Genomic DNA, 23,294 nt, shown 5'->3' with positions numbered 1-23,294 from the left:
GTATCTGAGCAACAGTTACCCGCCCACCTGTTTATGGGTCAGAGCGCCACCGGACCCTGCTTGAGCTTCGCCACCAGCAGCGCCTCCACGTCCACCAGCCACGCCCTCAGTTCCGCCTCATCATTCAACGTACGGCGCGGGATAGCCACGTGCACCACATTCGGTTTGAGCAACTGCACAGCAGCATGGCGAACGGCCTCAAAGCGGTTTGACAGGGCTTGTGTCTTGGCCACCCAGTGGTCGAGGTCGCACTCGTCGAGCGAGTCTTGCAGTTGCTCGGGCGTACCCAGCGAGACCGCAACCGGGTCTGTCAAGTGATGGGCTTGGGTGAGTTCGGTGCGTTGGGCCTCAGTGAGCTTGCCCCAATCGGCGTCGGCCCTCAGTTGAGCCTCTTGCTCCAAGAAGGTCTGTTGAAAAGCATTGAGCTTGGCCTTGAGCGCTTGGCGAAGCAGGTCTGCGACCTTGTCCAGCAGCGGGCGGACGGGGTCGGGCTCGGCCAGAAGACTGCGCTGTGCCTCGATGGCGTCCAGCTCAGCTTTCATCGCAGCATAGGGCCCCAGACTTTTAGCGTGGCGCAATAGCTCGGTAAGTTTGCGCCAGACGGGCAGACGCTTCGCAATAACATCGGCTGTATGGGTCCAGGATTTGGACAAGCCAACGATTTCATCAAAACCGTCAAAGAGAGCTAACAGTTGCCCATTGCCAGTTTGACCTTCGATGCTTTCTACGAGCGCGAGTTTGGGCATCCCTGGCGCGGGCGCTGAGCCGCCCGCCCTGGCTGCCTGTTCGCGTAGCTTGGCTAGCAGCGCGGGTACCTTGACCAACTCCTCCTTGGGCTGACACGGCACACCTACCGTGCTGAACAGGGAGCGAATCTTGATGAGCTGCGGCGGCGTGATGTTGATACTCTCGCGCTGGAAGGATGTCTGCGTAAGTTTGGCGCGGTCTAGGCTCTTGGCATCGACCGACTTGGACGCCACATCGCTGGCCTTAAGGTGGCCGGCGGCCAGCAACGCATAAAGCGCACCGTCGATGGCGTCACGCGGCCAACCATAAGGGGGAGCCTCAAAGTTGTCTCGAATCTCGCTGCCTCGTTTGCTGGGACCGATATAGGCCAGCATTTTTTGGGAGACGGGGTGCTTGTCGGCTTCCTGGCTGTGACCCACCGCCTTAAGGGCCTCGAGGTTGCCTTTGCGAGCTTCGTCTAGGACCTTACTCCATTGGTCGTTATCGGCGGCGTCAAATTGGCTGTACAAGCGTATGGCAGACGCCTTTGCAGCGCGGTTGATGCGGTCAGCCAGTTCATTGCCGTCCTGCGCCTCCTGCCCGCCTGCTTGGAACACTCGCACGCCGCCAAACAGCTGGTCCAACAGCTCAGCGAGTTCCTTTTCCGCTGTGCGTTCGCGGCTCTCCATCGAACGCTGGGCATCGCGGCCCTCTTCAGTCGAGGGGCTGCCCTTTTTCTGCAGCGTGGTACGGGCCGCTTCCAGCGCCACGATGGCGTTAGTGAGCTCGGTCTTATGCTGCGCAGGCAAAAAAACGAACAACGTCGGGTTGTCGGCCGACTTGGCTCGCGCTTCGGCGATAACCGACTTCTCATCCGCTTGCCAGCCGTCCTGTATCCACAGGTAAAGGGTCTGTGCGTGGTCCTTGGGCAGGGTATCGTCGTAGGTGAGCGTAAGTCGCCGCTCAACATTATCCTTGCCCTGCACCACCCGAACTTTCTTCAGCACCTCGCCGAAGCGAGCCTTCAGCAGGTCGGCTCGCTTCTGCTCCACGCGCTGCGGAGCCGCTTTCAACTCGGCGTCCTGCGCGCGGAACTCGTCGTACCAGGCGCTAGATTCTCGGGTCTGCAGTCGGTATTCGGTACCGCTTCCACCAACCAATGCCATGACGAGGCGGTCTTTGTTCTGCAACTCGTTCAGCAGCGCGGGCAGCTTCTTCCGCAGCTCAGCTGAGCCGGCCGCGAGGTCGGTTACTAGAAGGTCAGCCAGCGCGTCTTCAGTTGCTTTGAGGCCGATGTCCATAGCGGCATCAGCGGGAAGCTTGTTAATGAGATAGACGAGCTTAAGCAGCTTTGCCTTGAGCTGACTGTCGGCATCGCCAGCGGCGAAGCGCTGTACGTTCTCGAACACTTCTTTGGGCAGTTGGGCGGTCGAGACCAGGTTAGCTGCAATCTGGTCGTAGAGGAAGTCGCCTGAGACCACATGGCCCAGCGGCGCATCGGCAGTGGCCAGCACCGCCTCATGCACCACGCGCAACTGACTACGCAGCTGTGACACCGTACCGGTAGTGTCGATGGTGCGAAGCACTCGTTCCCAGAAACGGCGGCGGACGGGCAGCAGCGGGTAGTCCGAGGTCATTACATCCTCGTCGTCGGTGACATACTCGAGCTTCGTGCCACGCAGATGACGTGAAATCTCGCCCAAGTTTGCGCGCCAGACCTGCTCTACCTCAGGCTGGGCGGTCGGCTTCTTGGCCAGAATGATTTGGCGAGTGACATTCTCGACGTCCCAGTCGCCGAGCATAACCTGTACCGGGAAACGGCCCATCAGTCGCTGCAGACTGGGAACGCCGGAGAGTGCCGACTGGCCTGTGCCTACGAAAAGCAGTTTGCCGTTGAAGTGTTTGGATAGTGTCTCTGTAACCTCCTGCACCTGGAAGGTCTTTTCTGCGTCGGAGCCAATATATTGTTGAACCTCGTCAAGCACGACCAGGGTCAGCGGAAACTTACCATCGACCGACAGCGCGTCAGCAATCGCGTTGGTCATCTGTTCACTAGTTACATCGGTGACCTGCGGAAATTGCTCTTTAAGCAGCTTGCGGGCATCGGCTTCGGTGTGCGCGAGGTCTGGCAGAGCCTTGAGCAGCGCCTTGGCCAAGTGGCTTGACACGTACATGTGTGGCAGCTCCTGAAGCAGCGAGCGACCAGCGGTCCGAAGTTCGGCTTCCACCATCGAAAGGATGCCCTCACGCGTCATCCACATGACAAACTGGGCCTGATTGAATTGCTCCGGCAGACCCTTTGACCTGAACACGACACCCAACAAGGCGAGCCGCACTTTGTCACCAGCGCCCGCGCCGAGCTTACCTGCAGCAGCGTGCAGCGAGCCATGACGTTTGCCCTGCGTGCTGAGTTCCTTTAGATGCTCGAACACGCCCGTGGGCAAACTCGCCAGACTGCGCGCCGTGGCACCATCGGCGAACTGGTAGTCGGTCCAAAGCGTTCGAAGCATCTTGGCCAGGTGCGATTTGCCGCTACCGTAAAAGCCGGAAATCCAGACGCCTGGCTGTTCGATACCTGCGTCCAGATTCAGCAGAAACTTGTCAAGAATGGTCTCCAAACCTTTCTCGTATTGGCCGTCGCAAACGAAGGTCTCCAGCTCGTAGCGCAATATGGCCTGGGCTGCATCGGAATGGTCTTCCGAGACCTCCGCAACACCGTTATTAACTAGGCGGTTGTCCTTCGGAGGCTTATTGTAGATGTCCCTGTTCAACATGTTGGTCCTCGGTCTTTTTATTGGTCGCGTGGTCAGTCTTGTGCTAGAAGCGGTACGGCGAGATAGTTCCATCCATCTCGGGCATCCAGCAGGCGGTAGGTATGGTTTTCTGGGTGATATTCGCCAGGGAAGAACACGAACAGCCGACCCGTAACGGCCTCTTTGACGCCTTCAATCACTGATGAGACACGAGCCAAACCGAAAAGCGTGCCGACTCCCAGCAACGCCACCACCGTGTCGGGTCCGGCCTCGGCCTGTATGCGGGCCGTCAGCCTGGCGTTGAGGTCGGCCACAAATTCGGTGAGCTCTCCCGTCTGGTAACCAGCCAAATCCTCGGGTGACTCAAAATAGGCATCGCGGTATTCCTGCGCCGCCATCCACTCTGGAAAAGCATCGGTTAGGTCAAGGAGCATCCACTGCTTGCCGGCTTGCTGCGTGGCAAGTTCGAATTCGCCTACGTTGGCCCGTAGGCGTGATTCATCGGCCTTGTCGTAGACCGCGAAGATGACCCGCTGGATTGCCGCGAGGCCCGCCTGCCAAGGCACGGTAAGGTGCTCCCGGTAGGTGGAGACCAGTTTGGCGACCTTAGACGACATGCGAAACCTCCTGACGGACATGTTCTTCCTCGGGTGTGAGGTAATCAGGGAACCGCACTTCCTTAACGCCGCCGGCGTTCATAAAAACGAGCAGTCCCCGATGAGACGCCGAGCTTGCAAGCGCCTCCAGTTCGCCGGGTGTCTTACCAATCAAATTCAGCCACTCCGACGAGAAAAGGCGTTGGCCTGTTCGGCCCTCGAGATAGCCGAGGAACAACAGCAGCGTCACGGATTCGGGATGAGCTTTCGGAACGATGCGCATCTTCCTGACCTTACCCTGCAGGTAACCAGCAGCGGTCCAGGTACCGCCGATGCGCTGGGCGAAGGCTTTCAACGATTCAGCACTGAAGCGGCTGGGGTCTCTAGCGTCGATGAAGTTCTCGATAGACTCGCGTGGGACAACCGCACCAGGGACTTGCGCCAAAACGAATGCTTGTGTGACAGCAAGCAACGGGTCGCGCGCCAGCGCGACTGCAAGCGCAAGGAGCGGTTGAGCAGCCTCGTCGAGCGCCCACAGCCGACGAAGGGCACGAAAAATAGGGTTACCGATGTCCAACGCATAGAGCGCTGCAAGATGCCGAAACGCAAGCTCGCGCGCCTTGCGAGTTGGTTTTCCCAGCACGTTAGCATCTACCACAGAAGACTTGTACTCCGCACGGGTGGCCTGCTGCGGGGTGCGCGACAACAAGAGGCGCAGGTCGTCCAGCATCATGGTCCGTGCGGCGTGGGGACCATTGATACCAAACCGAAATCCCAACTTCGACAACAGTAATTCGCGCTGCTCGGTCACGATGCTGCTGCCCCCGGTATCTTGTCCGGCAACGTATTGTCAGGAACCCCGTCCAGCGGATAATTGTGGGAACGGCAGTAGGCAACCACCATGACCTCAATCATGTTGGCCAAGCTGCGCATTTCGCGCTCGGCCGCCGTCTGCAGCGCCAACTTGATATGCGGCTCCACCCTGACGCTTACTGCTTCCGATTTACCGGTAGACACACAACGCTCCTTGTATGCAAAACGCAGGCGGAATGCTAGCACAACGCAACCGTCCCGCGTCCAGTTCTTCTGCGTCCAGTAGGACCCATACCATCGGGCCTAGGATGCGGGTGTATCGACATCGTTGCCGAGCACGGCGGGTTGCCGTACGACGAAAGACGTTGAATGCCCGCCTCAGCGAGTCAAATACAACCTACGAAACTGTTATCGAGTCGTGCATCAAGGGGTTCGTAACGTCGGTCGACCCGGTGGACGGAGCTAGGTGCGACACCCCCAACCACCGCCTGACTATATTCACGCAACGCTCGAGGCCCACTCCGCTTACATTGAAATTGCTGACCGCACCCACTTTATGTTCCTCGAAAAATGAATCGACCTCTAACGAAGAAACATCGGTCCTACCCGGAAGGAGCAGCAGACACAATCCGGGACGGCTAGCGTCAATACGCAGCGAATCGTGATATATGTGCGCAGAAGACATTGCGTCCAATACATTCTCTCGGCCACTGCGGTACTTGGCGTCGAATACGATGAACCGGCGCTCGCTCCCTTGCGTCAGCATAAGCACAATGTCCGGCCTACGCTCCTTTGATAAGCTCCATGCGTGGCGGTCGACAAACGGCGACTCCGAAGCAAATACTGGCTGAAATAGCAGTTCCACTTTTTGTCCGTCGGGAAAAGCAAAAGACATCGCTAAATCGGCAGACGCGACCGACGGCTTGCTCGGCCTCAATACGATACCGATTGCGCGCTCAAGAACCGCACACAGCCGCACGAAACACCACGTTTCGTACACACCCCAAGACGGACTAGCCTGTAAGTGCTCGTGTAGATTTTCGCCCTCAGCGCCACGGCGAAGCGCTTCGACTCCCTTACGGTAGGCACAACTGTATAACGGATGCGCAGCCACTTGCGTCAGTCCGGCAGCCGTTATTTCAGCCTTGGCAACCTCACTGAAAGGGCGCATCAACCTCAACCTCTCGACAGTTGCAGAAAATTCGCCAAGCACATGCAATCGGCGCGGTCGACGGGCTGCGTGGTCTTCCTTGCTTAATCGGTCGGACGGTGATTGGGCCCAATCGGTCAGTTGCAGGACCGTCGACCGAAATCGCATGAGCAGCGATAACAAGGCGCGATTAGCGGGAGTGTCAGCGGTCGCCGCCGGCACATGTGCACGTAACCGGATGGAGTCGAGCGCGTCGCCATCGAGCGTCTCGCCAATTGCGAGCGCCGCTAGCCGACGGTCTAACAGTGCCAATGGTGGCAAGTGACGCACTTGAGCTAGCGAAATAGCCTGGAACGCAGGCCGCAAAAACCGATGCTCTGTTCTGGACAGCGCGGCCATCGCGGCCAAGAAGTTACGGCCATGTTGCTTAAGTCGGGTCCACTGAACGAGCATGTCAAATCGCCCCGCGCATCCCTCGGACCCAAATTCGAGCGCTCCTGCAGATATGCCTAAAAGCAGCTTTGCATCGAAGCCCCGTATCTCGCCCAGCATGGCAGCAAACTGCTCAGTCGCAAGCTTTTGCTCCGCAGGTTCGACGACGAGATAAAAGGCATGCTCATCGCCGGTATTTTCGACTACGACCGCCGACACCCGTCCAGCAAAAAAGCCAGCAGTCCACGAAAACGAACCATCAGGTGCTTTTTGCAGTTCCACATCGTCAATATAAAGCCGGCATGGACCAACCGATTCCAGAACCACGACATACGTCGCATTTTCAGTCAAGCCGGCGACGACTCCCCCCGGGTTGACTGACGTGACCGCCGCGACATCACCTTGCCCCCGAACGGTAAGGCGACATTGAGTTGAGGGTGCGTTCATCGCCAGAAGCGAGCCGTTCCACTTTCAACAAGTTCTGTTCGCATCGACGCAACCTTCTCATAACAGCGCCAAAGCTCATGCTCCTTCAAAAAATCGCGCACAGCAACCAGAGCCTTGTCGAATCGACCAGAGCTTTCCCCCCGAAGCTTCGGCAATACCTTCGCATACAGAGCGTCATCCAACGCCCTAATATCCGACGTGCCCAAGCTTGTAACGAACACCAGATAGTTCAGCACGTCGTCAATCGTTCGCCATCCAAAGTGCAGTCGAACAGGAGCAAGAGTCTCCCCAAGGAATTCCAAGGCATGCTTCGCCTTGTCTCGCAACGACGTGGATAGTCCGGAACTTTCCCAGCGAGGGAAATCAGAAACATTGATTTTCCAAAATTCCAAGGTAAACGCTCTGTCGAGCACCTTGTCCGACAAACCGTGGGTTGTCTCGTCCATATTGACGGTACCAACGATGGCAAGGTTTGCCGGATAGCGGACGCTTCGCGGAATCTCCGACGTTCCCTCCGCAAGCTGATGCAGGTCTATCGCACCATGCGTCTCCATTGCCGACAAAATTGGCGCTAGGTATTGCTCAGGATGCGAAAGATTCATTTCATCAAGGATAGCAACATAAGGCTGACCAGGGTTCTCCGACGCACGTATGATAAGTTCGAGAAACGGCGAACTCCGGTACGACGACTGCTGAATCGGATTTACATAGCCCAACAGGGGACTCGGGTCAAACCACCCCGGCTGCACGGGAATCACCTTTACTGTCTCTTGACCTATCTGTTGCTTCCCACACAACGCCAACGCATAGCTCAGTGCAAGCTGTGTCTTCCCGGAGCCGGAGAGCCCCGTCAGTACAGCAAAGTGCCGTACAGGATGGAACCATAGACCTGCATGTAGCTGCTTTACGAGACTTTCATCCAGACTCAATCGTCCCTTCACAGCGTCAGAAAGATACGAGTGCAGCGTCTGCCAAGGCAACAGCTTGACCTGTTCATCGACTGTAGCTTTCAGCTCCTCGGCGGTCGCGGCCGGCTTGGGCAAGAACTCCGGCTCCCAAGTAACCATCTCGCTCCACCTCTGACCGAGTTCCGTCAACTCGTAACGTGCAGCTTTGGCAGTAGTGGCGCCGATGCTCGTCAACCACCCTAGAAGCGCTGTGGGTGCAAATTCGGTCGTCCATCCTGGGTTTACCTTCTGAAGTAGTGGAACCAGCTCGGTCTTGCTTTTTGGTCCTTCGGAAAGGGCCCGAATAACATGGTCAACACCCAAAACCCGGGTCAACAGATGGTCCGCAAGCTCGTGAGGGTCCTGAGATTCGAGCAAGTTAATGCCGCGAGCGCTCAATCGATACACGTCGCCCTCACGTTTGCAGAGGTCGAACTCTCGCATAACCACATTGATGGACGGCCCGATGCTTTGTGGCGCCAACTCCGGATTGGCCTGGCGAACAAGGTCACCAAACTCCTCGCGCGTGACGCCATCGTCCAGTGCTGGCAAAAATCCCAGTAAAGTCTGGTAGCCGCCTTTCATCGCCGTGAGTCCCTTGCGGCGCAACGCAGCCGGCAACGGCGACAACTGGTTTGGCGTCGCCTCGACTGGACCCTGCACATCGGTAATCTGCTCTGTGGTGAGACGCTCATACAGCATCCACGGCAAACACATTCTTCGGACTTCTTCTAAGGGGTCGCTTGTCGAGACGGAACCCAGAATTTCGTCAATACGACGTCGCACAGTCACATGTGCATGTACCGGGTGGTCTTTTTGCGAGCCGCCCATTTCCCGATTGAGATAGAGCAGCTTTCCGACATCGGCGACCGTGGTGAAATACTGAGGATAAAGCGCGCATAGCACGCGGTTTAGCTTAAGGCGGGGAATTCGGTCACACAGCTTTCCCAGACGAAGGACCAATTCACTATAGAGTGTTGTAAGCGCCGCTTCCGCCTGCAGCGGGTCCGCGGGTAGGGCAATCGAAGCATTTTGAGCGAACCAGTCAACGAATTCGTCACTTTCTAACGCCGGCGCAATCTTGACCCTGCCGTTTCCGACCGCCGACACCGGATTTTCGTCCCACAAGCGTCGAAGAAAACTTCTGTCCCTCAGCTTCTGCTCATCTGCACCTCTGGTTTCGGTCAGGAAAGACTTCAGCTCGGCGTACCATTTGTTGGTCCCAGGTGTTTTCGCAGGTCCCGCTAGCACGGTCTCCAAGCTTGCGCGCAACGCGCCAGTGTCTGCAAGTAGATTCGGCATTTCTTCCCCGGTTTCGGCGCGGACGCGCCAGTGGTATCTTCAATGATTGCTCTAATACGGCCTATTCGCGGTGCGCCCTACAGGCAGATAGTTCGTATGCACCACGCGTCGTGCGTTACAAGGATTCTACTGTTGAACCTGCAACGAGGCGGCAGTCTCTGTACCCCAGAAACGCCGCGGTTCATTTCGGTAATCGTCCGCTGCTGATAGCCGCAAGTGCTCGTTCCACAAGTTCTTTGCCCTTCAATCGCTCTCGCCATCGCTCGGGGATGGATTCATCCCCGTAAAGCATCCCTGCCAGGCCTCCGGCTATGCATGCCGTGGTGTCCGTATCGTTGCCGAGCATCACTGCCCGGCGCACGCATGCTTCGTAATCGGTCGTTGTCAGCAAGCAATCTATCGCTGACCACAGGCTGTCCACAACGTAGCCCGACCCGCGAGACGGTTCGGAGCGAGCGCCCAAGACTAGCCGCACTTCGTCGTCGTGTTCAGCCTTAGCGAACCGTCGATACACCTCACGCTCCGCGCGACCTACTGCTTCCATTGCAGACAGGCCCCCGAGGATGCCGGCGCCAACGACAGCATAGAGCGCACAACACAGCTGCGAACGTATATGTCCGTGTGTCACCACGCCCTGACGCATCGCCAACTCGACGACCTCATCAAGCGAGCTAGCAGCGAATATGACGGGCAAGCATCGCATGAGCGCACCGTTTCCGTTGTCCCGCTCCCCGTCCGGACCGGCCCGGCTAGCATCGACGCCCCTTTGCAACGCGCTGAGGGCTCGCCGTGTCTGAATGCCCACGTCGAACACCTTGCCATCAGGGGTCATGTGGCCAGTCTCGTACCATGCGAGCAGTTGACTGGCGAAATCGGCGAGGTTCAAGGATGCATCCCGGCGCAGGCTGTCCAACAAACACAATGCTTGCGCGCCGTCATCACTCCAGGTACCAATGGGAACACCTGAATGCGCACGTCGAAACCCTTTCGGTGGCTCCATCTCGATTTCGTGCTCAGCAGGTATCTCTGACGCGTCGTGAAACTCGTATGGTACGCCGAGCGCGTCGCCGACCAGGAGGCCGTACAGTCCGCCGCGAATACGTTCGGCACGCTCGAGATTACGATTGGTCATGTTATCCCCCGCCATTCAACGATTACATGTCAACAGACTGTGTCTATCGACGTGACGCCTCCCTTGAGGACGCCGCGCCCATTCCTAGCCGAGCTCCGCCCCGCTCAATCCCTCATTGAGGTAGGTCACCTTGATTGCATCAAGCGGGACACGGATGTGCAGGTTCTCAATACGACGTTTGGCAGCAGCACGCTGCTTGCCGTCAGTAATCCAGTCCGGCTGGACCGACAATTCCAAGGCGAACGACGAGTTGAACCTGCTCGGGTTGAATTCTCCCTTTTGAAGGCAGTCAACGAACGAACGCCGAAGACCTTCCGGCACGTAAACTGACAGGAATTTCTCGCTTCCGGTGTCTCGGACATAGGCCTCGATGTCGCTCTTCGAAAGAGACTTGCCTCCGTCCTCAAGGATATCTCGCGTCCCGTCGTACTCGCTTGCCGTCAGACGACTCCCGTCGTTCTCGAAAAGTGCGAACCGTCCTTGGGACTCTTGGCGAAGCTTGTGCTCCTGAATCGCACTGCCGATAAGCTGCGCAACGTTGTTACGAAGTTCACGCGTCTCCAATACCGCCTCATCCCCGCAAAGTCCAAGGAAGGTCAAAACGAAATCAGCGGCGTCGAATGCGATAGCGTCACCATCGTCCTTCCCGGAATGTTCCCCTTCCCCACGCTTACGTTCGTCAATCAACCGTTGAGCGGCCGACCCGTGGCGGGCAATTTTTTCTAGCAAGTACAGTGGTACCGTCATGTGGCCTCTTGTGTCTATATCATGGTTACTTCAGGTACTACGACTGGGGCTCAATCTCCCTCATCCTTTCCGGCTCAGCAACCGCTACGCTATCGCCGTCGTGCTCAAGCAGTCCCAACCCTGCTGCCAAATCCCCTTCCGGCACCCGACACTCCGGACAAAAGACAGCGATTTCCTTCTCATCGAGGATGCGCATTGATGCCAGCCACGGCTGCGACACATCCTCCAGCTCGCCAATATAGAGCGTGTAATGCGGCTGAGTTCGGTCCACCGGCTTCCGGCAATCACAGCACGTTGCGACCAAGTGCAGCGGCTGATAAAGCGGATGGAGCCCCGCTGTAATCGACTCCTCCATGGCTTCCCAGCAATCTTTTCCGCAGAAGGTCATCTCCTGTAGTTCATACAGCACAGTAATGGTTTTCGTCTCTCCGTCGAAAGACACCTTCTGAGTACGGCTGTAGAACTCGCGAGTTGGAGAGCCCAGTTTCTCCTCGCAAACGCGGCAATGGCCTAGTTGCATGGCTTTACCTTATTCCCTGCTTAGCAAGGGCTCCAGCGGTCCTGAAATAGCTCCCGCCATAGAAGTGCCACGGCCGTGAATGAAGGAACTCCAAAATATCCTTGGTTGAATGAAGCTCAGCAAGCTCAGCGTCAGTCACCGGCGCCAGACGCCAACAGCCGTGCTCGCTAAATGCAGGACAATCGTTCTAATGCCGCAGCCATTTCATGCCACACCATGAGCAGCGGGACAGCTCAACGTCGCCAGCCGTCACGTCAGTATTCAATCTGTCGCCTTCGGGCAGCAGCATTCTGATGCCGTAATCAAGAGGCAAAGTCATGCACTTGCAGTCAGTTCTCTCAACCATCTTTGTCTGCTGTTGGCTGCGGTGGGCACGAACTTACTTGGCCAGCGCCTCTTTGCCGGAACGATACGACTCGTCGAACAGTGTTTCCAGCCCCGGATGAGCGCCGCGCAGCCCATCGACGACAGCCTTCGCCCAATCGAAATATTCCTGCTTCCGCTCAAGAGGCCAATCCGCCGGAGGATTCTGCGCGACGTCCCGCAGGTTGCAAATCTTGTCGGCCAGCTTGACAAGCTTGGCACGGCTGCTGATATGAGCGGCGTGTTCGACCTGCAGGCGCTTGCGCTCAGCCTTCAGCAAGGACTTGTCGTCCGTGACCTCCGACACGATATTGGCGACACGTTGTCCGAACAGATGAACAAGCTCGTGCTCCGTGGTTTCCGTGTCTTCGATTGTGTCGTGAAGAATGGCGGCGACGAGCACGTCCTCGTCCTCAATTTCGCCTTCGTTCGCCAACACATTTGCCAGCGCGATAGGATGATTGACATACGGCGACGCATCCGCGTCCTTGCGCCGCTGGTTGCGATGCCTGTCTGCTGCGAACGCGATGGCGCGGATTACATTGTTCATTCGTTCCTTCGTTGTTTTGCTCATAAAACACACGACCACCGGCGCCACGCAGACCTGCACCCGCCGCCCCACATCCCGACGAACGAAGGTCTCGGGTGTTACCGTTCAACTAAGGGCGGCAGGTTTAATGTCATTACGCCCCGAAGCCTCTCGACAATGCTATGTCGCTGCATAGTGTTCAAAGGCGACAAGGCCCTCAAAGGAAAACCATGAGCTCGGCCCTTTATGCTGAATCCCCCTAGTAGCCGGACTTATAGCGCTTTATGTCGAACATCGTCACATGCAACACAACTAGCGCTGCGGCCCACCGGAGTCAGGGCGTTGCTATAACCGTACTGGCCGAATCGATAAACGTATCGCGCGCAACATTGCCGACAATGTTCGTAGTCACCGAGTCAAACGTCGCACCCACCAGGCCCCCAAGAAGGGGGACGGCCTTTCCAAGGTTAATGACGCCCGAGCTGCCAAACTTGGTCAGCAAACGGAAACCGACAGCCTGGTTAATCTTGGTTATCGTTGCTCCGCTAATGCTTTTGATGGAGTTGATGGCCACTTTTTGAGCGACGGCGATTCCAGCGTCCTTCAAGATGTCCTTTGCGGCACTACCAGCCAGACACGCATACGCCAATGCTTTGACGCGGTCATCGCGAGGGTCATGCCCTCCGATGTAGGCAATGGCAGTAATCATCCGCAATTGCACATAGAGAACGCTTGCCACATTCGCCGGAATCGTTACCGGTAACGTGATTAAGCCACCGAGACCGGTCAGAAAGCCCGAGGTTGCCGCTTTTGTGTTTTGCCAACGAATAAGCGAGTTCGCTGCGTCAAGCGACGAACCGTTGTTCTGCATGTATTGCTCGGCCAACTCTTCTGCGGTACCCGTTCCTGGTATTCCGTTCATGGCCTTATCGTAAGCCCACTCAAGCGCCTGTTGAATTTTCGATTCTGTCAAACTCTTAGACATGGTCTCTCGCGTCAGTTCTTTTGGTAAAGTGAATCTAAGCAACCCGACCCGTTGCCTTTACAACTCAGTTGGGCTCTCGAACGAATATATCGGCGACGCATTGAAAAACTTGAGCTTATTCAACGGAACATTCCTCCAAACTGCCAGCACGGCAACAAATCCGATGGGCGACGCGAACCTAATAAGTGCGCCCTAGCTGTTGTCCAGCGGGTTTGGTCCCGCTTCACGGCGAGGTCGCGTGCAAAACGCACTAGAGTTTCAGTTGCAAGCATCGCATGGTTATGGGACATTTCCTGTCCCGAGGCAATGCTCACACACCGATGGCCAAGCTTGATTCCGAGATTCTTGCCGTATTGCCAACCCGGCGTTCGCAGCAGCAATGGCTCACAACACCGGAGGTCGCGGCAGCGCTAAGGCGCGCGGGCATCGAAGTCGCCCACATCAAGACGGTGCAGAGGCGACTTGAGGTCCTGCTTGAACAGGGTGTAGTGGAGCACCGACGCCCTGGGAAAGCCATCGAATGGCAAAGAAAGGAAGGCGCGAGTGGCATCGCAGCGAAGGCCGGCTCGATGATGACGTTCGACGAAGCGCTTGCGCTACAGGTGCTAAAGCAATTTGCGGCGCGTCAGATACCTACTCTGGTCAGCTCATCCCTGGATGGCCTGTTCGACGCGGCCCGCGAAAGGCTGGCGCGAGGTGCCACGCACGAAGGCCGACGTCATGCGAACTGGCATCGAAAGGTGGCTGTGGTCGACGGAGGATTTCAGGTCATCCGGCCGCCGATTGAGGAAACCGTGTTCCAGGCCGTGTCCCAGGCCCTCTTCGCCGAACAGTTGCTGGAGATATGCTATCGGGCGAGGTCGAATCCCACGAGAGAGGCCGTCCCCCAGGCTGTCATGCCTCTCGGACTCGTAGAGGCTGGCGAGATGGTCTATCTCGTTGCAAAGCCGCCTGGCAAACCCGCTGCCGCCATGTATCGGCTTGACCGCATGCAAAGCGCCGCAATCCGGCTCGAATCATTCACCTATCCGCGGGACTTCTCGCTTTCCACATATATCGAGGACGAGCGGCATTTTGATTTTTTCCCGCAAGGCGAGATTCAGGTCGCTCTTCGCTTCGCACGTGACGCCTGCCATGCCGTCATCGAAACACCGCTATCTTCGGACCAGACAGTCGAGAATGACGACGATGGCTGGGTCACGATACGTGCCACGGTAATGCTCAGCGACCGCCTCCATTGGTGGATTCGCGCGTTCGGGCCGTACGTCGAAGTTCTTGAGCCGGCGACACTACGTCAACAATTCGCCGAGGAAGCGAAGAGCGCCCATGCGCTGTACTTTGGAGCCCGCGGAGCAGCGCAGTAAGAGACGAAGACAGAGAGTCGGGCTACTGTTGTGAAAGGCCTCACAGAGGACTACGGCTTGTGCCTGTCATAGGAACCGCGAGAGTCGCCGATTTCGCTCGAGACATGGAATACCTTTATATAATCCCATGACGTCCGCTAAGAATGGGCGCTCCCGTACCTAAAAGTATCGCAGGCGTGACGCGCCGAACCTTGGCAACAGCAATGCCTATCGCCCATGAGACGAAGAAGGTTACCCGCATTTTCGATAGCCGGGCGGACGTTCGACCAACAGTAAGTAGCGCGAGCGTTCATATGCAGCCAGGATAGACCATCCATGCAAGGAGGCACAATGTGCCCACACGGAGGTCCGCGAACTGCACCGAACCCGACGGCCCATCCCCCTCTGTGGCAGACGGCGTCGCGTCGAGTCTTCCAACAGAACAAAGGAGGCCAGTCACATGACCAGCCTTTCATGGACTAGAACCAGCTCTTCAGCCACCTCCCTACGGAGGAGATAATTTTTGGCGCAGAAGCAATTACTGCATCAATCACCTTATCTTTTACAACATCCCATGCCTCACCAGCCATCTCTTTGACTGAATCCCAAATACCCTTTTCAGCGTTTTTTCTTGCCTCCTCGCTTACGTTTTCCTCTTTTGCCTCTCTTGTAAACGAGTACTTTTTTTCGTTTGGGAGCACCTCCACAACCATATTAACAAGCGATGCCAAGTTGTAAGACTTACCTTTCTTTGATACAGCAATAGAAATAATGCATTTCGTTGACACATCAAAACGCTTGGAAACGTCATTTTCCTTGATTGCAATGTTCCCCAACTGAGTTCCACCCGGCCTGTATTCCTGATGGTCCCAATCCTCCAAATCGTTGGTCTTATCTGTTTGTGTGATAACAAAGATGACTGGCGGGGAATTCTCGAGCTCGAAAACTTCCGCATAAGCGTCGAGTCCAGAGGCATAGTTTCTGTCATCAGCCTTAATCGCCCACAAGACCAAGTCCAACTCTGGAACCAGGCTTTTATAAAGGGCAGTGTATTCCTTTTGATGAGTTGGGTCCTCCCCAATACCAGGAACATCAATCAACTTAATTCCACTCTTCCCATCCTCACTGCCAACAAGAATTTCTTGCGGCTTTCTGGTGCAGGCTTCGACATCACTAATTTTTGCGACGTCTTTTCCGAAAAGAGCATTACAAAGGCTGGACTTCCCTACACCCGAATTTCCAAAAACACCAACCTTAGGCGTGTAGGAGCGAATTTTTTTGATTTGCTCACCAATTTCTTTAACTAGCTTCTCTTGATTTTCTTCAGCCAGCCCCTCGGTCCACGACAGCATTATTATCTCCTTTATGAAATAGGCACCATTAAACATGACAGAGAAGGTCACCCATGTGTCGCCATGCCAGGCCACCAACACAATTACCCTATAGCACTGCTCGCATACTTTCGTGGTCAAACAATTCGGTTCGAGCGTCGAGATTTCAATGGCCCGGGAATGACCTCGAAACATGAAAACGGTATGACGCCATTGAATAAAATAGCTCGCGCCTCCGGCCTTGGACTATCTCGCCGAGTCAAACGGAGTAAATCGGTCACAGGACTGTCAGGGCGCGCCAGGAGCGCAAAGTAGCCTTCCGTCGGAAATTTGACAAGTCGCAGAAATACAATTGGCGCTAACGACTTTGAATCGAGAAGCTCAAGAGCGGCCCGAATGTCTTCTCCGCCCGCCCCTTCCTTAAGGCGCTCAAGGAGGCCTGGCTCCTTCTCCTCGGCAAAAGACCGCAGCGCCTTGGCGCGCCGCTCTGGCTCCGAGGAGCTACCGGCTAACGTAACTGCGTCCCACTCATCTAAGGCGAGAATCACGCCCGCATAGCCGAGCCTTGTACGTGCGAGTTGCTCTCCGAGACTCATCTCTAGCGGGTAATAGTCATTTCTGACACCATGGACCGAATCAAAGGGGGCGTCGAGATGCTCACGAAGTGCGCTGGTCAGATTGCTGATAAATGAATCAAGGACGGCAGCACCGTTCTGGTTCGGTACCAGTCCGCTTCTCTCAAGTTCGCCCACGGGCGTTTGAGTTGCATGAAACAGCCCATACTGCTCGTAGTTACCTTCAATAAGGTCCTTCAGCCTGACCATGCTCTTCTCACTTTTGAGTTTAGTTGCGCAGAGAACTCAACTGCACGCCCTGTTGGCAAACAACGTCTTTGGGTGGCATTGACTTGCTCCGCGCGATTTATTCTTAGAAGGTGCAAGGCCCGCGGCAGGAGCACCGCCGTCGAATTGACCTGCCCCATTCCTTAGCACCAGAATTGCAGCGGCGTGCTCGCTAGCCCTCGCTAAACGCCAGTCCTTGGGACGTCTTTACTCTCGCCACTGGTCCCAGCGAATCTCTCCAAGCGAATATCCGAGTCGATAGCCCGCCCTCGCGTGAGTCGTGATAACAGCGTGCCTCGTTCCATGCCAACAGGGTGGGCAAAAGCTTTGCCCAAACGTTCGACGATACCCCCCACCTGATGTTTTTGTGTGCAGCCAGAAACCATCGGCGCCTACTTCAATGTAGAAAGGCTGACTTTGAAAGCGCTCGACGAACAACCCAAGGTTTTCCTTGGAGCACGGGAGCAACTGGAGTTCCTCCCGCGCAGTCGCTGTCGTTGGGCTTCCATTCACAAGCGCAAACGCGGTTCTGAGCCTATTCCACCCCATGACGTCTTCGTCAGGCTTGAGATACCGGTCACCTGGAATCTCACTCACAACGCCGGGAACAAGAAACTGATGTTCGCCGTACACGTTGTGATTGATATAGAGCTGCTGCTCTTTGCTCCAGTCTTTGCCCGGCTCGATGAGGTCGACGTCGTTGATGGTAACGGGCTTTGCGGCAAAATATATTTCCATATACCCGCTGACCGGCTTTCTCGGACTCGACAGCTCGTGCTCGCCGCTCCACTCGTTGCGCGTGTATCTGGCTCGAGCCAGTTTGTTTGTCTTGAAAGCAATGGGAATTGCAATCCCGTCAAAGTGTTCGCTCATTTCGAATATTTTCCTCGACTGAATCAACCTTGTTCGGTCAATGGCTCATCGAACGCGTCGCATAGAGTCTAGACTTCAGGGCACTCGCGCGAGCATCAAGTCCGCCGAACGGTGGTGTCCGTTGCTCGTCTTCACCACCGCAGGTCGCAGGCTATGTTCCCAATCTCAATGCTAAACCAGGTTGCGTAACGAGTTTCAAAGGCAAGCGCTGATGCGACGTCCTTCACGAACCGCGCACCGGAGTCCGAATAGACATCGCCGCACACCAATGGCCAAAGGTAAAGGCTCTTCAAACCCACCTCGCCCGCTCGACCGTCTACCTGCTCAAGGGTCGTCATTACAATTGAAGCAATCTTGGCCGCAAGAGCCCTCCCGAGTGCGATGCCCCGATACCGCGCCTCGAGCCAAACCTCCCTGACCTCTATCTCGATTCTGGCGTCGCGGTTGATGCACAATGAAAACGTACAGTAGCCGATGGGCTCCAGCCTGTCGGTGACGATTAGTCTGTACCGAAGGAAAGCTGTGGCGTCTTGCTCACCATCACCGTCAGTACTCTCGCCCCCAACCCACGCGGCGGTTCCTTCTGTACGCGCCAGACCATGTCCGGCAAGCGCCGAATAGCAAAGGGAGGCACGGCTTGGCTTGACATCCGCCCGAACCTTCTTTCGCAAAACAGGCAATATCTCGCTCAACCCGGGCGCGGCCGGCGGTTCAACATAAATCGCAAATGACGCGCGCTTAAGATTGGATGACGGACCAGCGCGACACTGCGGAAAGGCCGGCGAGAGGTCAAACTCTAACGGCTCGCGCAAGACCTTATGGAGGGGTGCCTGTTGTCTCATTTCGATGCGACAGTAAGCGCCAACGCGGAAAGCGTCGACGCAACGGTGGTCATGCTCACGATGAAAGGTTCCCAGTGACCCTTCACCAACGTTTTGTCGGCACTGTGGCGCGAAACTTGAGAAATTCTCAGCAAAGTTGCACCAATTCCCTTCGCTTGGCGACCTATACCAAGCTACCGAAACCGCAGACATCGCATTCGGCGCCATCGCGGACGCAAATTTACCCTCTTATCGAGACATTTTGCGTCGCAATCCACTGGCGGCAGACCTCGTTTGAGCATGCGGCGACCAGAGCGCCTAGGTAAAAACCGAAAGTGAACGTACGGCCGTATGTTGTCGCAGCCTGACGACACGTTCTGCTCGCCGGAAAACGCAGCCAATTGCACAATCCGGAGCGACCTGACGTGCGACTGGAAAGGCAACGCGCCGACTGCATGCCACCAGTCACTGAAAGAGTTGATGTATGACGACGACATGAGGCCCCGTACCTGGTTCAGATGTCTGTCAGTTACATAGTCCAGGGACACGTTGAACCGCATTCTGCTAAATCGAACATTCCTTTTCTCTAGTACGGGTTTTCTTCAGGACATGCAATGTCCCGATATCACGGCATGATACCGACGATGACGAAGACGCCGTCGCCGAAACGACCGGCGAGCGCATGGTGGTACCAAAAAGCAATGAACATCGGGGAAACAAATGGCCGGCTCGCTAGACAATAGGCGTCGACTCGCGGACATGACCGTTCATGAGCTCGCACGCCTTCGACTGCTCAACGACAAACTGCTTCAAACCGAAATTTGGATTCATCGGCGCGCCGCACGGTGCCTCTTCGACTATCACAACGCCGGCGGATTGAAGCGCGCTAGACTTGACGAGCACACTTATGAGGATGTCGAACTGGACGCAACGGTTTGCTGCATCCTCAACGAAGCGCATCCCGAATTTAAGCCGAATGGAGACAACATCATTGCAACGCTCAATGCCGGCCTGTTACTGGTTGAAGAGAACAAGCTCGACCGGCAAAACTGGAATGAAGTTTGGGAAAGCAAACCACACCCACTTTCCGATATGCACTTCTGCTGGCTGTTCCACGACCTTTTCGACCACCATCTCAGAGGAGACTGGGACAGGATGCTACAGATTGGCGGGCTTCAAATTGAGGTGACCCTGATACAGTAACGCGAAATGTATTGGGTGGGCTAAATGACGTCTGACTCCAATTTGATTGAATCGCTCCAATACGTGACAGCCGTAATCGTCGCCCCTCGGTTTCGGCTTGTCGAGGCATCAAGTGGAAGTCGCTTTCATGGTGGACACACTTCCGAATGCAACTCTACCCGGCCATCGAGCCGGGGCACGGTGGCGCTGGACAAAATGACAAACGATTGCTATCGACTATTCATCGACGACCTCCGCGACCCCGTGTCATCTTCATGGGTAATTGCTCGCACGTCCGCGGAGGCCGTGGCGATGCTGGAAGCCCGTGGATGTCCGAGCGAGATATCTTTCGACCATGACCTCGGAGGCGACGATACGGCGATGACTGTCGTCAAGCGGCTCATAGAAATGGACCTCGATGCCGAAGGCCGGTTTATCCCCGAGAAATTCATATTTTCTGTGCATAGCGCCAATCCCGTCGGCAGAAACAACATCGTCGGGCTTTTACGTTCCTACCTGCAGCATCGCGCACGACCTCCGGGCGAACTTTGAGACATAAGTTGTCGCTTCCTGCACCGACAATAGGTCATCAACGGCGAGCAAACTTCAATGAACCGCCACCGCAGGACTGTGCGGACAGCCTATCGACGTCTCGAACCGACTTCCACAGACGTGCCCCGGGCGTATCCCGAGCACTATAAATCCAAAGCTCGACAACACAAGAACCTGAGAGAGAACCCAATGCAAAACAAGATGAAACTTCCCACCGATAGCCCATACACGGCCCAAAACGTTGACGCAGCAATCGCTCATCTCGAGCGAGTTCTTTCGGCGGAGGGAGCTCGCTCGCTTTTCGGCCAGACGTACTGGCGCGCTCGATTGATGCAAGTACACTCGACACCGGGCCTGACACACACCCAGAGAGGGCGACTGCACCGACTGATAGACGTTCTGTCGAAAGAAATAGACGGTCCGGCGGTTCCACGTAATGCCTCACAGAACATTACGGCAGAGCGAGCGCGCTTTTGATTTGCGACGGCACTGACAACCCCGTGCGTCGTAATTGTGGAACCGATAGTGCGGGCTTGCACGCGGCCCGCTGAAATGTAGGCCTTGATATCAACGGCTGTATGACGTTATCTTGCGCCGTAACGAAGGTATCCGCGATTCCACACGCGCCAGCCGAACTAGTTCGTCAGCTTGGTGCGATAAGGAACTACGCACAGGCGCAATGGACCGGGTCAAGCATCTCCAACAAAAGGTCTTGCTCATCGATGAAGAAGAAATGACCGGCCTGATGATTGACTTCAACGTCGGCGTCACCACTACGACGCGGTGTGTGGTCAAGAAATTTGACCTCGACTACTTCGGCGAGGAGTAGACGCGTCCGTGGTTTTGGAGACAGGGCGCCTGCTAGGCCGCCCCCATCCGCTACCTCCCGTGTACGGCAGCTCCCCCTTTGCTTGCAATGCCTTATTCGGGAGCCACGCCGAGAAGCTCCAGCGGCTTCCGTAGAGCTGCAATTTCCTGAGCAAAACAAGGCGACAAGGTTTCGCCCTCCCCCTGAGACGGCTGGGCGAGGGCCGAGAGCGATTTAAGCACAGCGCTGACGCAACCTGCGACTGTTTGAGGCTGCGGCAACTTATCCGACACAGCCGGGCAAGTCTTGGCCGACGCAGTCAGCATCGCCGCCGCTTTTGGAGAACCGTCGAGATGCTTCGCAACTTCCCGCAGCACGCCAAGAATAATGTCGCGATTGCCCGGGTGGTTGTTAACGAACAATGGACTTGGATGTGGTGACGAAAAAAGGGCAAGGTCTGGGCGAAGTTGCTCGACCTGCGGTCGCGCCTTCTGTGCTTTTTCGCCCATGAACACAACAGCACGCAAATTCGGAAGCATTTCAATCAGGCGAGGAAGCGGTTTGAGTCCGCTCTCCAGGTCTTTTGCCGTGGCAGCTCGAATACGCGTTCTGTCTTCTTCGCCGATGTACCAGGGAACAGCGTTCCAGAGCAGGGACCGCTTACGAGCAATGCCGACATCGCGATTCAGCTCGAACATGTTCTTCGCGGTCTCGTCTGGGTTGTTACGTGAAATGAAGCTGGACGCGACGGCTTTGGCACCGGGCGCCTCGAGCAAAAAAAGAACTTCAGCGGTTACCCCAGCATCCCACGGGTCAAAGTCGGGAATTGCCGCTCCTGGTCCCGCTTCATGCCTAAGCTCCTCCACAAAATCCGTGAGCGGCGCAATGTGCGGTTCGCGCAGCAGCGTGATTCGAACAGCCTTGGCGGCTGGGTCGCCGAGCAATTTAGGGCGGTCGCCCTCATAGTCACTGTAGTTCATCGGCCAGATTCATTTAGAAGCCACATTATCCGCGTCAACCCCAGCGTACCCGCTCATCATCGCCTTTCAATAGCTGAATGCATGTGCGGAAACAACAATCCATGTGCCGCCAGGATTTGACCATCACAGCCTCGCTGCCCAGCAGCAGTCATTCTTAAAGAGTACAGCCATCATTCGGGCCGCTCTGTTTGACTTCCACGTGGATGTGCGAGCAGTTCCAGCAATGCGCACACAATGCGCGGTGCATCCTTGAAGCCCTCATAGCCTTCGCGTTCACGAACCGATACCATGGCATCCATTGTCTTGTACGCCGGGCCGTCTCCATTGAAGATGACGGTTTCAACCCTATCGAGGTCGATAGCAAGTTCGCGCGTGCCGACTTCCCGAAGTTTTATATAGCGGTCGAGCGCTTCCGTCCAGTACGAATCATTGGTCCAGTGATACTCGCTGCTCTTCGACGTTTCGCGCTTTACGGCGGCCCTGATGGCCTCAATCAGGTGCATGTCGTTGGGATGATTCAGCATCCCATTGAGTTTCTCGACTGGCACCAGATGCACCGCCTGGGATTCCCACCCCATGTCTGCAGGCGTTCCGTCTACGCGCTTGGCTAAGTAGTAGCGAGTGTAGGTCATCGAGCGGGATGAGTCCGCAAGAAATCCCGTGATTTCCACTTTCAGACCAGCTTCTTCGTAGGCCTCCCGGATGGCGTTTGCCTGCCTCGGGAGCCCCTTCTCGACTCGTCCCTTAGGAAATGTCACCGTATAGCCTGCATAGCCATTGGACGGCGCCACCACCCAGACACGGCCGTCCGGTTCAACAATCACGACACCAGCCGCTTCTTTTTTGCCGGGAGGGCATGCGAACGCAGGCTCATCGAACTCCAGCTGTCCCGCAACCGACGCCCATCCCTCCCACGTATGGGGCGCCGACCAGGAACCGAGAGGTGCTCCATTCAGGACAGAAGGCATCGGCCCGCCTGGCGTGACGGTCGCGACGGCTTGGGCGTCCGACCAGGTGTCCAGCGTCGTCGGCCTGCTCGGGCTCTTGAGCACTACAGGCTTGCCATGTTCATCGGGGTGCGGGTGATAAGTCTTCATCATAGATAGTGCTGTTCAGCGTG

Annotated in this window: 20 protein-coding genes; 4 read left to right on the top strand and 16 right to left on the bottom strand. The window is 56.3% G+C overall.

Annotation, left to right across the window (positions count from 1 at the left end; genetic code table 11):
- Positions 1-38: 38 nt before the first annotated feature.
- The 11 genes from brxC to GH665_RS07610 form a co-directional block, all read right to left on the bottom strand.
- Entirely contained in the window at positions 39-3,500 is a 3,462-nt protein-coding gene (gene brxC / locus GH665_RS07660; RefSeq protein WP_153135349.1) for a BREX system P-loop protein BrxC, read from the bottom strand.
- Positions 3,501-3,532: 32 nt separating this feature from the next.
- A complete protein-coding gene (locus GH665_RS07655; protein ID WP_153135348.1) occupies positions 3,533-4,096 on the bottom strand; it encodes a BREX protein BrxB domain-containing protein in 564 nt (187 codons plus the stop codon).
- Positions 4,086-4,886, bottom strand: a complete 801-nt coding sequence (locus GH665_RS07650) for a hypothetical protein (RefSeq protein WP_246216162.1) — start codon at positions 4,884-4,886, stop codon at positions 4,086-4,088. The genes GH665_RS07655 and GH665_RS07650 overlap by 11 nt, the downstream gene beginning before the upstream one ends.
- Positions 4,883-5,092 carry a hypothetical protein gene (locus tag GH665_RS07645; protein ID WP_153135347.1) on the bottom strand — a complete coding sequence of 70 codons (210 nt, stop codon included), beginning with the start codon at positions 5,090-5,092 and terminating at the stop codon, positions 4,883-4,885. Before GH665_RS07645 ends, GH665_RS07650 begins: the two co-directional genes overlap by 4 nt.
- A 193-nt stretch (positions 5,093-5,285) precedes the next feature.
- Positions 5,286-6,821 (bottom strand): nuclease domain-containing protein, encoded by a 1,536-nt coding sequence (locus tag GH665_RS07640; protein ID WP_217361871.1) that lies wholly within the window; start codon positions 6,819-6,821, stop codon positions 5,286-5,288.
- A gap of 92 nt (positions 6,822-6,913) precedes the next feature.
- A complete protein-coding gene (locus GH665_RS07635; RefSeq protein WP_153135345.1) occupies positions 6,914-9,166 on the bottom strand; it encodes an McrB family protein in 2,253 nt (750 codons plus the stop codon).
- Positions 9,167-9,347: 181 nt separating this feature from the next.
- Entirely contained in the window at positions 9,348-10,298 is a 951-nt protein-coding gene (locus GH665_RS07630; RefSeq protein WP_153135344.1) for an ADP-ribosylglycohydrolase family protein, read from the bottom strand.
- Positions 10,299-10,382: 84 nt separating this feature from the next.
- Complete coding sequence (locus tag GH665_RS07625; RefSeq protein ID WP_153135343.1) at positions 10,383-11,045, bottom strand: hypothetical protein; 663 nt, start codon at positions 11,043-11,045, stop codon at positions 10,383-10,385.
- Between the two features lie 37 nt (positions 11,046-11,082).
- Positions 11,083-11,565, bottom strand: a complete 483-nt coding sequence (locus GH665_RS07620; RefSeq protein ID WP_153135342.1) for a hypothetical protein — start codon at positions 11,563-11,565, stop codon at positions 11,083-11,085.
- Between the two features lie 379 nt (positions 11,566-11,944).
- Positions 11,945-12,478, bottom strand: coding sequence for an HD domain-containing protein (locus tag GH665_RS07615; protein ID WP_153138291.1), 534 nt, complete (start codon positions 12,476-12,478; stop codon positions 11,945-11,947).
- Positions 12,479-12,791: 313 nt separating this feature from the next.
- On the bottom strand, positions 12,792-13,442 hold the full coding sequence (locus tag GH665_RS07610) for an EcsC family protein (RefSeq protein ID WP_153135341.1): 651 nt from the start codon (positions 13,440-13,442) through the stop codon (positions 12,792-12,794).
- A 320-nt stretch (positions 13,443-13,762) separates the two neighbouring features.
- Between GH665_RS07610 and GH665_RS07605 the strand changes: the two genes are divergently transcribed.
- On the top strand, positions 13,763-14,806 hold the full coding sequence (locus GH665_RS07605) for a helix-turn-helix transcriptional regulator (protein ID WP_167530928.1): 1,044 nt from the start codon (positions 13,763-13,765) through the stop codon (positions 14,804-14,806).
- A gap of 458 nt (positions 14,807-15,264) precedes the next feature.
- Here GH665_RS07605 and GH665_RS07600 read toward each other — a convergent pair whose 3' ends face one another.
- From GH665_RS07600 to GH665_RS07590, 3 genes are all read right to left on the bottom strand, one after another.
- The gene (locus tag GH665_RS07600) at positions 15,265-16,188 is read right to left on the bottom strand and encodes a GTPase family protein (RefSeq protein ID WP_167530927.1); all 924 of its coding nucleotides are present in this window, start codon (positions 16,186-16,188) and stop codon (positions 15,265-15,267) included.
- A gap of 65 nt (positions 16,189-16,253) precedes the next feature.
- The gene (locus GH665_RS07595) at positions 16,254-16,940 is read right to left on the bottom strand and encodes a hypothetical protein (RefSeq protein ID WP_153135338.1); all 687 of its coding nucleotides are present in this window, start codon (positions 16,938-16,940) and stop codon (positions 16,254-16,256) included.
- A 225-nt stretch (positions 16,941-17,165) separates the two neighbouring features.
- A complete protein-coding gene (locus tag GH665_RS07590) occupies positions 17,166-17,831 on the bottom strand; it encodes a hypothetical protein (protein ID WP_153135337.1) in 666 nt (221 codons plus the stop codon).
- A gap of 1,580 nt (positions 17,832-19,411) precedes the next feature.
- Between GH665_RS07590 and GH665_RS07585 the strand changes: the two genes are divergently transcribed.
- From GH665_RS07585 to GH665_RS07575, 3 genes are all read left to right on the top strand, one after another.
- Positions 19,412-19,855, top strand: coding sequence for a hypothetical protein (locus GH665_RS07585; RefSeq protein ID WP_153135336.1), 444 nt, complete (start codon positions 19,412-19,414; stop codon positions 19,853-19,855).
- A 180-nt stretch (positions 19,856-20,035) separates the two neighbouring features.
- Positions 20,036-20,386, top strand: coding sequence for a cyclic-phosphate processing receiver domain-containing protein (locus GH665_RS07580; RefSeq protein ID WP_246216161.1), 351 nt, complete (start codon positions 20,036-20,038; stop codon positions 20,384-20,386).
- A 679-nt stretch (positions 20,387-21,065) separates the two neighbouring features.
- Entirely contained in the window at positions 21,066-21,215 is a 150-nt protein-coding gene (locus tag GH665_RS07575) for a hypothetical protein (RefSeq protein ID WP_246216160.1), read from the top strand.
- A 92-nt stretch (positions 21,216-21,307) separates the two neighbouring features.
- Here the strand turns inward: GH665_RS07575 and GH665_RS07570 are convergent, their stop codons facing one another.
- Both GH665_RS07570 and GH665_RS07560 read right to left on the bottom strand, forming a co-directional pair.
- Positions 21,308-22,174 carry a uracil-DNA glycosylase gene (locus GH665_RS07570; RefSeq protein ID WP_153135335.1) on the bottom strand — a complete coding sequence of 289 codons (867 nt, stop codon included), beginning with the start codon at positions 22,172-22,174 and terminating at the stop codon, positions 21,308-21,310.
- Positions 22,175-22,344: 170 nt separating this feature from the next.
- Entirely contained in the window at positions 22,345-23,274 is a 930-nt protein-coding gene (locus GH665_RS07560; RefSeq protein ID WP_246216159.1) for an NUDIX hydrolase, read from the bottom strand.
- Positions 23,275-23,294: the final 20 nt, after the last annotated feature.

It is taken from the genome of Paraburkholderia agricolaris, assembly GCF_009455635.1.
Lineage (GTDB): Bacteria > Pseudomonadota > Gammaproteobacteria > Burkholderiales > Burkholderiaceae > Paraburkholderia > Paraburkholderia agricolaris.
The sequence above is the reverse complement of the archived record's forward strand: the minus strand, read 5'-3'. Positions and strand labels throughout refer to the sequence as shown.